The following is a 14,007-nucleotide window of genomic DNA, read 5'->3' as shown; positions in this document are numbered from 1 at the left end:
GCGAATGCGATCTATCAGGCAACATTATTGTCGCCTGACACACCCCTTTCGCGAGCAGGCTCGCTCCCACATTTGAACCGATTTCAGCTCAAGACTACTTCTTCGCGGCACCTTTGGCCTTGGCGCCGCGTTGACGCTGCGCTTCGAACAGGCACACACCGGTGGCCACGGACACGTTAAGGCTGCTGACGCTGCCAGCCATCGGCAGGTTCACCAGATAGTCACAGTGCTCACGGGTCAGGCGACGCATGCCTTTGCCTTCGGCGCCCATGATCAGGATGGTCGGGCCGGTCAAGTCCTGGTCATAAATGCTGACCTCGGCCTCACCCGCGGTGCCGACGACCCACAGACCGCGCTGCTGGAGCTTTTCCAGAGTGCGTGCCAGGTTGGTCACCGCCACCAGCGGAATGACTTCCGCCGCGCCGCAGGCCACTTTGCGCACCACGGGCGTCAGGGTTGCCGACTTGTCCTTGGGCACGATCACCGCCAGCGCGCCGGCAGCATCCGCCGAACGCAGGCAGGCGCCGAGGTTGTGCGGGTCGGTCACGCCGTCGAGCACCAGCAACAACGGTGCGCCTTCGGTGCGGTCGAGCAGCTCGTCGAGCATCGCCTCGCCCCAGACCTGGCTCGGACTGACCTCCGCGACCACGCCCTGGTGTACGCCTTCAACCCAGGCGTCCATTTCGCGGCGCTCGGCCTGGCCGATCTGCACACGATTTTCGTTGGCCAGTTCGATCAGGGTCTGCACGCGCGGATCATTGCGGCTTTCGGCCAGCCAGATCTGCTTGACGCGTTTCGGGTGGTGACGCAGCAACGCTTCTACCGCGTGAACGCCGTAGATCTTTTCCAACTGACTCATGACTTCGCCTTCGGTTTACGCGACCCGCCACTTTTGGCTGGAGCCGAACCCGCTTTCGGCGGGCCTTTACGGTGTTTGCTCGGTTTGGCTGGTTTGCCGCCGACGGCCTTGTCAGGCGCCGACCGTCCGGTCTTTCCCCCAGACGCCGCTTTACCACCGCTTTTGGCTTCGGCCAGCAAGGCCTTCTTCAATTCACGGCTTTTGCGCAGCTCGGCGTTTTTCGCCACGGCATCGCTCGGGCGATAGGCCTCGACGGCTTTCTCTTTGGCTGGACGACGGCTGGCGGTTTTCGCCGGAGCCTTGTCTTCCACAGCCTTGGTCGCAGCCGGAGCGGTGCTTTCGCTGCCGCGCTTCTTACGACCAATCGGCGCGCTGATGGTTTTTTCGGCCATCTCGAAGTCGATCTTGCGCTCGTCGAGGTCGACGCGCATCACGCGCACTTCAACGGTATCGCCGAGACGGAAGCTGCGACCGGTGCGCTCGCCCGCCAGGCGGTGATGCACAGGATCAAAGTGGTAGTAATCGCCCGGCAGCGCGGTGACGTGCACCAAGCCTTCGACATAGATGTCGGTCAGCTCGACGAACAGACCAAAACCGGTCACCGCCGTGATCACGCCCGGGAACGATTCGCCGACGCGATCCTTCATGAACTCGCACTTGAGCCAGTTCACCACGTCGCGGGTGGCCTCGTCGGCACGGCGCTCGCTCATCGAGCACTGCTCGCCGAGTTGCTCCAGCGCCGCCTCGTCGTACGGATAGATGCGCGCCTTCGGAATGGTCATCGCCCCGGCACGGCGAACGTGCGGCGTGTCCTGCTTCGAATGGATCACGCTGCGGATCGCGCGGTGCGTGAGCAGGTCCGGATAGCGACGGATCGGCGAGGTGAAGTGGGTATAGGCCTCGTAGTTCAGACCGAAGTGACCTTCGTTCTGGGCGCTGTACACCGCCTGACTCAGGGAGCGCAGCATCACGGTCTGGATCAGATGGAAGTCCGGACGGTCCTTGATACTCGCCAACAGGGCCTGATAGTCCTTCGGCGACGGTCCTTCCTTGCCTTTGTGCAGGGACAGGCCGAGCTCGCCGAGGAAGGCGCGCAGTTTTTCCAGACGCTCCGGTGGCGGGCCGTCGTGGACACGGTACAGCGCAGGAATTTCGTGCTTCTTGAGGAATTCGGCGGTGGCCACGTTGGCCGCCAGCATGCATTCCTCGATCAGCTTGTGCGCATCGTTGCGGGTGGTTGGACGGATTTCGGCAATCTTGCGCTCGGAACCGAAGATGATCCGGGTTTCCTGGGTTTCGAAATCGATCGCGCCACGCACGTGACGGGCAGCCAGCAACACTTTGTACAGCGCATAGAGCTGCTTGAGGTGCGGCACCACGTCGGTGTATTCGCCGCGAAGCTTGCGCGCTTCGGTGGCTTTCGGGGTTTCCAGCATCGCGCTGACCTTGTTGTAGGTCAGACGGGCGTGGGAATGGATCACCGCTTCGTAGAAGCAGTAGTCGGTCATTTCGCCGGACTTGGAGATGGTCATCTCGCAAACCATGGCCAGACGGTCGACATGCGGGTTCAGCGAGCACAGGCCGTTGGACAGCTGCTCAGGCAGCATCGGCACCACGCGCTCGGGGAAGTACACCGAGTTGCCGCGCACCTGGGCTTCGTTGTCCAGCGCCGAACCGATCTTCACGTAGCTGGAAACGTCGGCAATTGCCACGTACAACTTCCAGCCGCCGGAGAACAGACGCAGTTTGCCCGGCTTGGCTTCGCAGTAGACCGCGTCGTCGAAGTCGCGTGCATCTTCGCCGTCGATGGTGACGAACGGCAGATGGCGCAGATCGACACGCTTCTCTTTGTCTTTTTCTTCGACTTCAGGCTTGAGCTTGGCGGCTTCTTTCAGCACCGCTTCAGGCCAGACGTGCGGAATGTCGTAGGTACGCAGCGCGACATCGATTTCCATGCCCGGCGCCATGTAGTTGCCGACCACTTCGATCACATCGCCTTGCGGCTGGAAGCGCGGCGTCGGCCAGTGGGTGATTTTCACCTCGACGAACTGACCGATTTGCGCGTTGGCGTTGCGACCCGGAGTCACCAGCACTTCCTGCTGAATCTTCGGATTGTCGGCCACGACGAAACCGATGCCGCCTTCTTCGAAGTAGCGACCAACGATACTCTCGTGGGCACGGGACACCACTTCGACGATCACGCCTTCCCGGCGACCGCGACGGTCGAGACCGGAAACCCGAGCCAGGGCACGGTCACCGTCGAACACCAGACGCATTTGCGCCGGGCTCATGAACAAATCGTCGCTGCCGTCGTCCGGCACCAGGAAGCCAAAGCCGTCGCGGTGACCGCTGATGCGACCGAGGATCAGATCGAGTTTGTCTACCGGTGCATAGGTGCCACGGCGGGTGTAGATCAGTTGAGCGTCGCGCTCCATGGCGCGCAGGCGGCGGCGCAGGGCTTCGATCTGGTCTTCTGTGGTCAGACCAAACTCTTCGACCAGTTGCTCGCGGGCAGCAGGCGAACCCCGATCAGCAAGGTGCTGAAGGATCAGTTCGCGGCTGGGAATAGGGTTTTCATATTTTTCCGCTTCACGAGCGGCCTCGGGATCGAGGGACTGCCAATCGGCCATTAGAGAGTTTTCACCTTGTCTATATGCGGGTTAGTTTGGCATAGGCGTCATCAAACGGGAAATTTCCGACTCTATAAGGCCCTTCTGAAGCCTTGTATCGACGCCTGAAAGCCCTTTTGAACACCGCCGGTAAAAAAAATCATTTTTTTTGCTGCCGGGGGTTTACAGTTAAAAAGGCGCTCCGTATAGTGCGCGCCATCGACGACGTACACACGTTGACGAGATGCCCAGGTGGTGAAATTGGTAGACACGCCAGCTTCAGGTGCTGGTGACCTTACGGTCGTGGAAGTTCGAGTCTTCTCCTGGGCACCAATTTCGAGATTGAGACTAGAACAGTTTCAAGACTCACACAAAAACCCGCGAAAGCGGGTTTTTTGCATTCCGGGGAACGGTTTTGTCAAACCCGATTAATTAAAATTAAATCAGGGGTTTACAGATCAAAAAGCGCTCCGTATAGTGCGCCACATCAACAGCGGCAACGCTCGCGATGAATGCCCAGATGGTGAAATTGGTAGACACGCCAGCTTCAGGTGCTGGTGACCTTACGGTCGTGGAAGTTCGAGTCTTCTTCTGGGCACCAATTCAAACTCAAGGTTACGACGTTGAGTTTCCCGAAAACCCGCGAAAGCGGGTTTTCGCGTTTCTGGCGTTTGAAAACTTGCGCCCCGCCCCTGTAGGAGCTGCCGAAGGCTGCGATCTTTGCTTTTAAAAAAAGATCAAAAGATCGCAGCCTTCGGCAGCTCCTACATTTCTGCGAATGCGCCGTACCAGAGCTGGCGACAGACCGCAAGGCGCACTTGAGAAACAATATCGTTTATCATTGTTGCAAGTTTTTGCAATGCGACAGTGAGGAACCCTGCGAATGATGTTTCGAAATACCCTGCGCCGCGGCTTGACCTTCACCCTGCTCGGCCTGGCACTCGCCACTCCCCTCACCCAGGCAGCCGATGCGGTTTCCCTGACGCTCTACAACGGTCAACACAAGGAAGTCGGCGATGCGATCGCCAAGGCTTTCGAAGCCAAGACCGGCATTCACGTCAATGTACGCAAAGGCAGCAGCAACCAGCTCGCCAGCCAGGTCATCGAAGAAGGCGACCGCTCCCCCGCCGACGTGATCTACACCGAAGAATCCCCACCACTGAACAACCTTGGCGAACAAGGCCTGCTAGCCAGGACCGATGACGCCACGCTGGCCGTGCTACCGAAACAATACGTTGCCGGCAACGGCACCTGGATCGGTGTCACCGCGCGGGTTCGCGTAGTGGCCTACAACCCGAAACTGGTCGATGAGAAAGACCTGCCGAAGTCGGTGATGGAGTTCTCCGATCCGAAGTGGCAAGGCAAAGTCGGATTCGTCCCGACCAGCGGCGCATTCCAGGAACAAGCCGTGGCGATCATCAAGCTGCACGGTCGCGACGCCGCCGAGGAATGGCTGACCGGCCTGCGCGCTTTCGGCAAGACCTACAGCAACAACATGGTCGCCCTCAAAGCCGTGGAAAATGGTGAGGTCGCCACCGTATTGGTGAACAACTACTACTGGTTCGCCCTGCAGCGTGAGAAAGGCAAACTCGACTCGAAACTGCATTACTTCACCGGCGGCGATGTCGGCGGACTGATCACCGTGTCCAGTGCTGCCGTACTGAAATCCAGCAAACACCCAAAAGAAGCTCAGCAATTCCTTGCCTACATGGCCAGCGAAGAAGGTCAGCGCGTGATCACCCAGACCACCGCCGAATACCCGCTGCACAAGGGCATGGAATCGGATCGCGGCCTCAAGCCATTCAGCGAACTGCAAGCGCCGAACGTGACCCCGGCCGATTTGGGCAACGCCGAGGAAGCCCTGGAGCTGGAACGTGAAGTTGGCCTGAACTGATGGCCGCATCGTTATCCGCCCCCGCCGCGCGCGGGGGTTACGTGCCACGACGCAAACGGCCATCGATCTGGCTGGTGCTGCCGGTTTTATTACTGGTGGTGCTGAGCCTGTTGCCGCTGGCCTACGTCGGGCTGAAAGCCTGGCAGGCCGGCTGGGCCGAGGCGCTGCACTTGCTGTGGCGCCCCTATGTGTTTGGCCTGCTGCGCAACACGCTGGCGTTGATGGTTGGCGTGACGCTGACGTGCGGCGTGATCGGCCTGTCACTGGCGTGGCTGCTGGAGCGCAGCAATTTGCCGGGACGACGCCTATGGGGCGTGATTCTGTGCCTGCCGTTCGCGGTGCCGGCGTTCGTCAGCAGCTTTACCTGGGTGTCGTTGAGCGCGCAGTTCGAAGGCCTCGGCGGGGCGATTCTGGTGATGAGCCTGTCGAAGTATCCGTTGATCTTTCTGCCGGTCGCGGCAACTCTGCGCAACCTTGATCCGTCCCTTGAAGAATCGGCTCGCACCTTGGGACAGAACCGCTGGGGCGTGTTTTTCCGCGTCACCCTGCCGTTGCTCTGGCCATCGCTGCTGGCCGGTTCGCTGCTGATTGCCCTGCACATGCTGGTCGAGTTCGGCGCGCTGTCGATCATCGGCCTGCAAACCTTCACCACCGCGATCTATCAGCAATTCGAACTGGAATTCAGCAACGCCAACGCGGCGATGCTTTCGGCGGTGCTGCTCGCGCTTTGTCTGATGCTGCTGTGGCTGGAGTTGCGTGTCCGCGGCAAGGGTCGCCATGTGCGCACAGGCCAGGGCGCGGCACGTCAGGCCGAGCAAGTGCGATTGGGGCCGTGGGCTATTGTCGGTCAGTTGTATTGCCTGTTGCTGGCGATTGTCGGCAGCGGAATTCCGCTGGCCATGCTCGCGTACTGGCTGGCGGTTGGCTCATCGGCAGCCTTCCCGGTCGCAGCGATCACAGAGGCGCTGCTGTCTTCGCTGGCCTTGTCGCTCGGTGGCGCGGCGCTGTGCCTGCTGCTGGCGGTGCCGGTCGGGCTGCTGGTGGTGCGTTACAAGGGCCAACTGGCGATCTGGGCCGAACGCTTGCCGTATCTGCTCCACGCCTTGCCGGGCCTGGTAATCGCGCTGACGCTGGTGTATTTCGCCCTGCACTACGTGCCGGCGCTGTACCAGACCTCGGCATTGCTGCTGATCGCTTATGCGCTGCTGTTCCTGCCATTGGCACAGGCGCCGATTCGCACGGCACTGAACAAGGCCGCGCCGCAGTTGGAAGAAGCGGCACGCACGCTGGGGGCCTCGTCGTTCACCGCGTTTTGCCGGGTGACCCTGCCGATCATTTTCCCGGCACTGGGCGCGGCGTTTGCGCTGGTGTTTCTGGATGCGATGAAGGAACTGACGGCGACGCTGCTGCTGAGCCCTACCGGGCTTAACACGTTGGCAACCGAGGTCTGGGCGCATACCGCGAATGTCGAATTTGCGGCGGCGGCGCCTTATGCGGCGCTGTTGATTGTGGTGTCGGGGTTGCCGGTGTATCTGCTGACGACGCGGATGTATCTGAGCCGCTGACACCGCTTTCGCGAGCAGGCTCGCTCCCACATTTTGACCGAGTCCCGCCAAAGGGATGCGATCGAATGTGGAAGCGAGCCTGCTCGCGAAGGGGGCAACCTCAGGCCCTGAACTGTCCCAGGCTGGCCTTCAACTGCGCCGCCAACCCATCCAGCACCTTGCCACTGGCCGTGGTTTCCACCACCGCTTGCGCCGCTTTCTCGGCCTGAGCATGGATCGTCTCGACCCGCCCGCGCACTGCCTGCGCACCCTGCGCCTGATGCGCCGCTGCCTGCGTCGCCAGACCGATCGCCGCGTGCACCTGCTCGACCGAAGCCTGCACCGACTGCTGCAACCGCGCACTGTCGCGCAACACCAGCAATCCTTCGCTGGCCTGCCGCCCGGCCTGACCAATCGCCTCGACCGCCTCACGCGCACCTTGCTGCAACGCGACGATGTGCGCCTGGATATCGCCCGTCGAGCTTTGCGTCTTGCTCGCCAGGGCGCGCACTTCATCGGCGACCACCGCAAAACCGCGCCCGGTCTCACCGGCCCGCGCCGCTTCGATCGCCGCGTTCAAGGCCAACAGGTTGGTCTGCTCGGCGATGCCGTGAATCACCGTCAACACCACTTCAATCTGTTCGCTCTGCTGCGCCAGTCGCTCGATGACTTTCGCCCCGGTATCGACCTGCCCGGCCAGCGCCTCGATCAAACTGCCGACCTTCGCCGAGGTGCGAGTATTTTCATCGGTGGCCTGGCGAATATCCACCACCTGCTTCAACGCCGCCTGCATGGCATGGCTTTCCGATTGCGCCTCGTCTGCCATTTGCGACAGCGCGCGCAGGCTCTCCGCCACTTCATCACGCTGCATCCCGGCCGCGGCGTCGGCACCGGCATTGCGCAGGGTCATGGCGCCGATTTCCACGCCGGTACGCTGGGCCACATCGCCCGCCTCGCGCACGATCGGCTGTAACTTATCCACAAAGCGATTGACTGCCGAGGCCATGTCGCCGATTTCGTCCTTGCTGTTGATCTGCACGCGCTTGGTCAGGTCGCCCTCGCCCGCCGCCAGATCGTCCATCGCCGCGTTAAGCATCTTCAAGCGATTGACCACCCGGTGCCCCAGCACCACCGCCAGCAACAGCAGCACGCCGCAACCGACGAGTGCCAGGCCCATGCCGATACGCCAGCGCAAGGTCGCGGCGGCTTCCTGCACGGTGCTGCTGGTATTTGCTTTCATCTCGGTCGCGGTGGATTGCGCCGACTGCAGGCGCGCCTGCATTGCTGTCGCGCTGTCGGCGGCGGCGCCCTTGAGGCTATCGCCCACCAGTTGATCGCTGCTGGCGATCAGCGCCGAGAAGCGCTTGTCCAGTGCCGCCAGATCGGTTTCCACCGAGGCTGTGGACACCCCCATCAGCACCTTGCCGATTTCCACGCCGTTGGGATTGATCGAGGCCTCGAGGTAGTAGACCGACGGATCGTTTTTCGCCGCGTCCAGCACTTTATCCAGCGCGCGTTCGCCCTGGCCCTTTTCCAGCAAGGCCTTGTTGATCGGGTTTTCGCGATTGAGATAACGCGTCAGGTGTTGTCCGGTGGCGTCATCGTAAACCACGAACAACACGTTGGGGTTACGCTGGGCGCGACGGGCAAATTCCGACAGGGTTGGCACGTCGCTGTCCCACATGGCGCGCGGCGCCACCGAGGCGAGCAATTGGGCCATGTCATTGGCCGAATCCTTCAGGTCTTTTTCCAGCGTCGCACGCAGTTGTGCCTGCTCATCCTTCAGACGCGCGGACAGACCAGCGGTCAGACGTTGCCGGGTACTTGAGGAAAGGTTATCGAGGCTTGAGGTGACTTCGCGCCCGGCCTGCTCCAGCTCGCCGGAGAGCTTTTGGCTGTCAGCGCCCAGACGAGTGCCGAGATCAGCCTCCAGCGCCGTGACCGTGCTTCGTGTCAGGGCGACTGCCACCAGCACTTGCACCAAAAGGGCGATACCAAGGGTAACGAACACGGGCCGCAACAAACGGCTTTGTAACAGTGAGAGAACGGCCGACACTGTGAATCCCTCTACGTCTGACGCCATTAATTTGATGGCACTCTTGTAGGAAGATTTACAGCAAAGGTCATGCCGTCCAACAGGCATAAACGACAAAGGCCCCGATTAAGGGGCCTTTGTTTTTTACATCAACGACTTATCAAGCGAACGGATGACGCAGAACGATGGTTTCGTTGCGATCCGGGCCCGTCGAAATAATGTCGATCGGCGCGCCGATCAACTCTTCAACGCGTTTGATGTAGGCACGAGCGTTAGCTGGCAGCTCTTCCAGGGTTTTGGCACCCACGGTCGATTCGGTCCAGCCCGGCACTTCTTCGTACACAGGCTGCAGGCCCACGTAGCTGTCAGCGTCGGTCGGCGCCACGGCATTGCCTTGCGCGTCCTTGTAGCCGGTGCAGATGTTGATGGTTTCCAGACCATCGAGGACGTCCAGCTTGGTCAGGCAGATGCCCGAGATGCTGTTCACATCGATGGCGCGACGCAGGATAACGGCGTCGAACCAGCCGCAACGACGAGCACGGCCGGTGGTCGCACCGAACTCGTGACCTTGCTTGGCCAGGTGCGCGCCCACTTCGTCGAACAGCTCAGTCGGGAATGGACCCGAACCGACGCGAGTGGTGTAAGCCTTGGTAATGCCCAGGATGTAGTCGAGGAACATCGGGCCAACGCCCGAACCGGTCGCCACGCCACCGGCGGTGGTGTTGGAACTGGTCACGTACGGGTAGGTACCGTGGTCGATGTCGAGCAGCGAACCCTGAGCACCTTCGAACATGATGTCTTTGCCGGCGCGACGCAGGTCGTGCAGCTCGGCAGTCACGTCGAGCATCAGCGGCTTGAGCAGCTCGGCGTATTCCTTGCACTCGGCCAGGGTCTTTTCGAATTCGATGGCCGGCTCTTTGTAGTAACCCACCAGCATGAAGTTGTGGTAATCCACCAGTTCACGCAGCTTGTCTTCGAAACGCGGCATGTTCAGCAGGTCGCCGACGCGCAGGCCACGGCGTGCAACCTTGTCTTCGTAAGCCGGGCCGATGCCGCGACCGGTGGTACCGATCTTCAGCTCGCCACGGGCTTTTTCACGGGCCTGGTCCAGCGCCACGTGGAAGGACAGGATCAGCGGGCAGGACGGGCTGATACGCAGACGCTCGCGCACCGGTACGCCTTTCTCTTCCAGCTTGGTGATCTCACGCAGCAGGGCGTCAGGTGCAACCACCACGCCGTTGCCGATCAGGCACTGCACGCCTTCGCGCAGCACGCCCGACGGGATCAGGTGCAAGACGGTTTTTTCGCCGTCGATCACCAGGGTGTGGCCAGCGTTGTGGCCACCTTGGTAGCGCACTACGGCGGCAGCATGTTCGGTCAGCAGATCAACGATCTTGCCTTTGCCCTCATCACCCCATTGGGTGCCCAGGACTACGACATTCTTACCCATAACACTTGTCCTCATTCGCGCAAACTTGGTGCCGGCGATGGCCGGCAGGAAAACTCAAGAAGCCAGTGGCGATACTTGCCAAAGCCCGTTCTGCTGAATCAATTGCCGGTCGCAGTCCGCATCACGGGCGGCGGCCAAAGGTTGTCCAGGCAACGCCTGAACGACACGCTGACCCTCACTGCGCAACTGGCAAACCTGCTGCCAGAGTGCCGCATCCGTACTGTCAGGCATCCAGATACCGCCAGACGGTAGCTCGATCTCAGCACGCCCCAGGGTCACCAGGGTTTTCAAATCGGTAGAGAAGCCGGTCGCCGGACGGGCACGACCGAAGTCGGCGCCGATGTCGTCGTAACGACCGCCCTGAGCGATGGACTGACCCACGCCCGGGACAAACACCGCGAACACCACACCGGTGTGGTAGTGGTAGCCACGCAGCTCGCCCAGATCGAAGTACAGCGGCAGATCCGGGAAACGCGTCGCCAGACGCTCGGCGATCTCCAGCAAATCTTCCAGCGCCGCCAGCACTGGCGCTGGCGCATTGGCCAGACGCTCACGGGCAGCGCTCAATACTTCACGGCCACCACACAGATCGACCAGTGCCCGCAGCATGCCGGACAGATCGGCCGGCAGGCCTTCGGTCAAGCTAATGACCTCGTCGATGGCCTTGCGTTGCAACGCATCGAACAACTGCTGCTCAACCTCACCGGACAGACCGGCGGCACGCGCCAGACCACGGTAGATGCCGACATGGCCAAGGTCCATGTGCACATCCGGCACATCGGCCAGTTGCAGCATGGCCAGCATCAGGCTGATGACTTCCACGTCGCTGCTCGGGCTGGCATCGCCGTACAACTCGGCACCCAACTGGATCGGGCTGCGCGAGGACGACAGTGCACGCGGCTGGGCATGCAGCACGCTGCCGGCGTAGCACAGACGGCTCGGGCCTTCGCGACGCAGGGTGTGCGCATCGATACGCGCCACTTGCGGCGTGATGTCGGCACGGAATCCCATCTGCCGACCCGACTGCGGGTCGATGACCTTGAAGGTACGCAGATCCAGGTCCTGGCCCGCACCGGTCAGCAGGGATTCCAGGTACTCGATATGGGGAGTCACGACAAACTCGTAACCCCAGCTCTGGAACAGATCCAACACCTGACGACGCGCGACTTCAATGCGCGCCGCTTCCGGTGGCAGTACTTCTTCGATGCCATCTGGCAGCAGCCAGCGGTCTACCGTTGCCATTACGCCATTCCCCTTTGATCCGGGCGGCCAGCCTGCGGGCGAGCCTTGAGTGAAGCAGAAAATGACCAAACCGTTCAAAACGCACGCGCATGAACGACGCGGCGAAAGGCCTGTTACCGGCTTCGCCCATCACTTTCCTCGAAAAACGCTCGGGCCATTCAACCCGATGCCTGCAACAAAAAACAGCAATCAAACGTGCAGACGCAAAAAAGCCGGGAATTTCCCGGCTGCCGCATCATACACACGTTTTCCCAAAGGATCACCCCGCCCGAGGTTTTAGCCGCCGGGCGGAATGATTCAGGTCAACGTCGTATCAAGGCTTGGACTTTTCCAGGTAACGGAAGAAGTCGCTGCTTGGGTCGAGAACCATGACGTCGGATTTGTTCGCGAAGCTGTCACGGTAGGCACGCAGGCTACGGTAGAAACCGTAGAACTCCTGATCCTGACCGTAGGCCTTGGAGTAGATCGCAGCAGCCTGGGCATCGCCGTCACCGCGAATCTCTTCGGATTCACGATAGGCCTCAGCCAACAGCACGCGGCGTTGACGATCGGCGTCGGCACGGATGCCTTCGGCCAGCTCGTTACCCTTGGCGCGGTGCTCGCGAGCTTCACGCTCACGCTCGGTGCTCATGCGCTCGAACACGCTGCGGTTCACTTCTTTCGGCAGATCGATGGCCTTGACCCGGACATCGACGACTTCGATACCCAGCTCTTTTTCCGCCATCTTGTTCAGCGACGCGGTGATGTCAGCCATCAGCGCATCACGCTCACCCGACACCACTTCGTGCAGGGTGCGTTTGCCGAACTGGTCACGCAGACCGGATTCCAGACGACGGGACAGACGCTCGTCGGCGATTTGCTTGAGGCCGGAAGTCGCGGTGTAGAAGCGCTCGGCATCTTTCACGCGCCACTTGGCGTAGGCATCGACCATCACGGCTTTCTTTTCCAGGGTCAGGAAGCGCTGTGTCGGTGCATCCAGCGTCATCAGACGTGCGTCGAATTTACGCACCTGGTTAACGTAAGGCACTTTCACATGCAGGCCCGGCTGAACATCAGCCTGAACCACACGACCGAATTGCAGCAGCACCGCACGCTCGGTCTGAGCGACGATGTAGAAGCAGTTCCAGCCCACCAGCACCACGACAACGCCAACGATCAGGGCGATCAGCGATTTATTGCTCATCAGCGGCTCTCCCTTGTACGTGTCTGCGGCAGGTCAGTGACATGCGGCGCGACGTCCGTGTTGTTGCTGGCGGCGGCCGAACCGGTCACCGGTGCATTGCTGCCCGAACTGTTCTGGATCATCTTGTCCAACGGCAGGTAAAGCAGGTTGCTCTGGCCGTTCTTGTTGCCGGTCACGAGTACCTTGCTGGTGTTGCTGAAGACTTCCTGCATGGTGTCCAGGTACAGACGCTGGCGGGTGACTTCAGGGGCCTTGCGATATTCCGCGACCAGTTTGGTAAAGCGGTCTGCCTCACCCTTGGCGCGCGAGACCGTTTCGTCACGGTAACCGTTGGCATCCTCGAGGATACGCTGGGCCTGACCACGGGCTTCCGGCACGACGCCGTTGGCGTAGGTTTCCGCCTGGTTGCGCGAACGCTGCTCGTCTTCCCGGGCGCGGATCACGTCGTCAAAGGCTTCCTGCACTTCGCGCGGTGCCGCTGCGCTCTGTACGTTGACCTGAGTGACGGTGATACCGGTGCGATAGGTATCGAGGAAACGTTGCAGACGCTCCTTGATTTCGCTGGCCATCAGTTCACGACCTTCGGTCAGCACCTGGTCCATGGCGGTCGAACCCACCACGTGGCGCAGAGCACTGTCGGTCGCATGCTGCAGGCTGATTTCCGGCTGATCGACGTTCAGCACGAAATCCTGCAGGTTGCTGATCTTGTACTGCACGGTCAGCGGCACTTCGACGATGTTTTCGTCTTCGGTCAGCATCTGGCCCTGCTTGGTGTAGGCACGCTCACGCGTGACGTTCTCCATGTACTTCTTGTCGATCGGCGGGAAGTAGATGTTCAGGCCGGGGCCGACAGTCTCGTAGTACTTGCCGAAGCGCAGCACCACGGCTTGCTCCTGCTCGTCGACCACATAGACCGCGCTGTACAGCCAGACAGCCGCCAGCACGACGAGGCCGATGCCGAGCAGACCGCCGAAGCCGCCACCACTCCTGCCCGAACCACCGCCGTCGTCACCACCGCGTTTCTTACCACCACCGAACAACCCGTTCAGGCTTTCCTGCAGCTTTCGGAAGGCCTCGTCGAGATCCGGTGGCCCCTTGCGGTCGCCGTTATTGCGGCGCTTGCCACCCCAAGGATCCTGATTATTCGAGTTGCCACCCGGCTCATTCCAAGCCATAGCGCTCTCCATCTGA

General features: G+C 61.1%; 9 protein-coding genes and 2 tRNA genes. 4 read left to right on the top strand and 7 right to left on the bottom strand.

Going from position 1 to position 14,007, the window contains the following annotated elements; translation table 11 throughout:
- Positions 1-94: 94 nt before the first annotated feature.
- Together rlmB and rnr are read right to left on the bottom strand one after the other, a co-directional pair.
- Positions 95-859 (bottom strand): 23S rRNA (guanosine(2251)-2'-O)-methyltransferase RlmB, encoded by a 765-nt coding sequence (rlmB, locus tag ACYZUM_RS29740; RefSeq protein WP_108181515.1) that lies wholly within the window; start codon positions 857-859, stop codon positions 95-97.
- Positions 856-3,489: a ribonuclease R gene (gene rnr / locus ACYZUM_RS29735; RefSeq protein ID WP_041065679.1), complete on the bottom strand. Its 2,634-nt coding sequence runs from the start codon at positions 3,487-3,489 to the stop codon at positions 856-858. Before rnr ends, rlmB begins: the two co-directional genes overlap by 4 nt.
- A 225-nt stretch (positions 3,490-3,714) precedes the next feature.
- Here rnr and ACYZUM_RS29730 point away from each other — a divergent pair.
- The 4 genes from ACYZUM_RS29730 (at position 3,715) to ACYZUM_RS29715 (ending at position 6,927) form a co-directional block, all read left to right on the top strand.
- A tRNA-Leu gene (locus ACYZUM_RS29730) sits at positions 3,715-3,801 on the top strand.
- A 181-nt stretch (positions 3,802-3,982) separates the two neighbouring features.
- Positions 3,983-4,069: transfer RNA gene (locus tag ACYZUM_RS29725), tRNA-Leu, on the top strand.
- Between the two features lie 282 nt (positions 4,070-4,351).
- Complete coding sequence (locus ACYZUM_RS29720) at positions 4,352-5,362, top strand: extracellular solute-binding protein (protein WP_108181514.1); 1,011 nt, start codon at positions 4,352-4,354, stop codon at positions 5,360-5,362.
- The gene (locus tag ACYZUM_RS29715; RefSeq protein ID WP_108181513.1) at positions 5,362-6,927 is read left to right on the top strand and encodes an ABC transporter permease; all 1,566 of its coding nucleotides are present in this window, start codon (positions 5,362-5,364) and stop codon (positions 6,925-6,927) included. Before ACYZUM_RS29720 ends, ACYZUM_RS29715 begins: the two co-directional genes overlap by 1 nt.
- A 100-nt stretch (positions 6,928-7,027) precedes the next feature.
- Here the strand turns inward: ACYZUM_RS29715 and ACYZUM_RS29710 are convergent, their stop codons facing one another.
- From ACYZUM_RS29710 to hflK, 5 genes are all read right to left on the bottom strand, one after another.
- On the bottom strand, positions 7,028-8,962 hold the full coding sequence (locus tag ACYZUM_RS29710; RefSeq protein WP_108181512.1) for a methyl-accepting chemotaxis protein: 1,935 nt from the start codon (positions 8,960-8,962) through the stop codon (positions 7,028-7,030).
- Between the two features lie 139 nt (positions 8,963-9,101).
- Positions 9,102-10,391: an adenylosuccinate synthase gene (locus ACYZUM_RS29705; RefSeq protein ID WP_085711159.1), complete on the bottom strand. Its 1,290-nt coding sequence runs from the start codon at positions 10,389-10,391 to the stop codon at positions 9,102-9,104.
- Between the two features lie 54 nt (positions 10,392-10,445).
- Positions 10,446-11,633 carry an ATP phosphoribosyltransferase regulatory subunit gene (locus ACYZUM_RS29700; protein WP_108181511.1) on the bottom strand — a complete coding sequence of 396 codons (1,188 nt, stop codon included), beginning with the start codon at positions 11,631-11,633 and terminating at the stop codon, positions 10,446-10,448.
- A 313-nt stretch (positions 11,634-11,946) separates the two neighbouring features.
- Positions 11,947-12,816, bottom strand: coding sequence for a protease modulator HflC (gene hflC / locus ACYZUM_RS29695; RefSeq protein WP_041065696.1), 870 nt, complete (start codon positions 12,814-12,816; stop codon positions 11,947-11,949).
- On the bottom strand, positions 12,816-13,991 hold the full coding sequence (gene hflK / locus ACYZUM_RS29690) for an FtsH protease activity modulator HflK (RefSeq protein ID WP_041065698.1): 1,176 nt from the start codon (positions 13,989-13,991) through the stop codon (positions 12,816-12,818). The genes hflC and hflK overlap by 1 nt, the downstream gene beginning before the upstream one ends.
- Positions 13,992-14,007: the final 16 nt, after the last annotated feature.

The sequence above is a fragment of the Pseudomonas sp. m6p genome, from assembly GCF_055760375.1.
The sequence above is the reverse complement of the archived record's forward strand: the minus strand, read 5'-3'. Positions and strand labels throughout refer to the sequence as shown.

Coding starts and splice junctions, on each gene's coding strand:
- rlmB (WP_108181515.1), bottom strand. CDS start 859: ATGAGTCAGTTGGAAAAGATCTACGGCGTTCACGCGGTAGAAGCGTTG.
- rnr (WP_041065679.1), bottom strand. CDS start 3,489: ATGGCCGATTGGCAGTCCCTCGATCCCGAGGCCGCTCGTGAAGCGGAA.
- ACYZUM_RS29720 (WP_108181514.1), top strand. CDS start 4,352: ATGATGTTTCGAAATACCCTGCGCCGCGGCTTGACCTTCACCCTGCTC.
- ACYZUM_RS29715 (WP_108181513.1), top strand. CDS start 5,362: ATGGCCGCATCGTTATCCGCCCCCGCCGCGCGCGGGGGTTACGTGCCA.
- ACYZUM_RS29705 (WP_085711159.1), bottom strand. CDS start 10,391: ATGGGTAAGAATGTCGTAGTCCTGGGCACCCAATGGGGTGATGAGGGC.
- ACYZUM_RS29700 (WP_108181511.1), bottom strand. CDS start 11,633: ATGGCAACGGTAGACCGCTGGCTGCTGCCAGATGGCATCGAAGAAGTA.
- hflC (WP_041065696.1), bottom strand. CDS start 12,816: ATGAGCAATAAATCGCTGATCGCCCTGATCGTTGGCGTTGTCGTGGTG.
- hflK (WP_041065698.1), bottom strand. CDS start 13,991: ATGGCTTGGAATGAGCCGGGTGGCAACTCGAATAATCAGGATCCTTGG.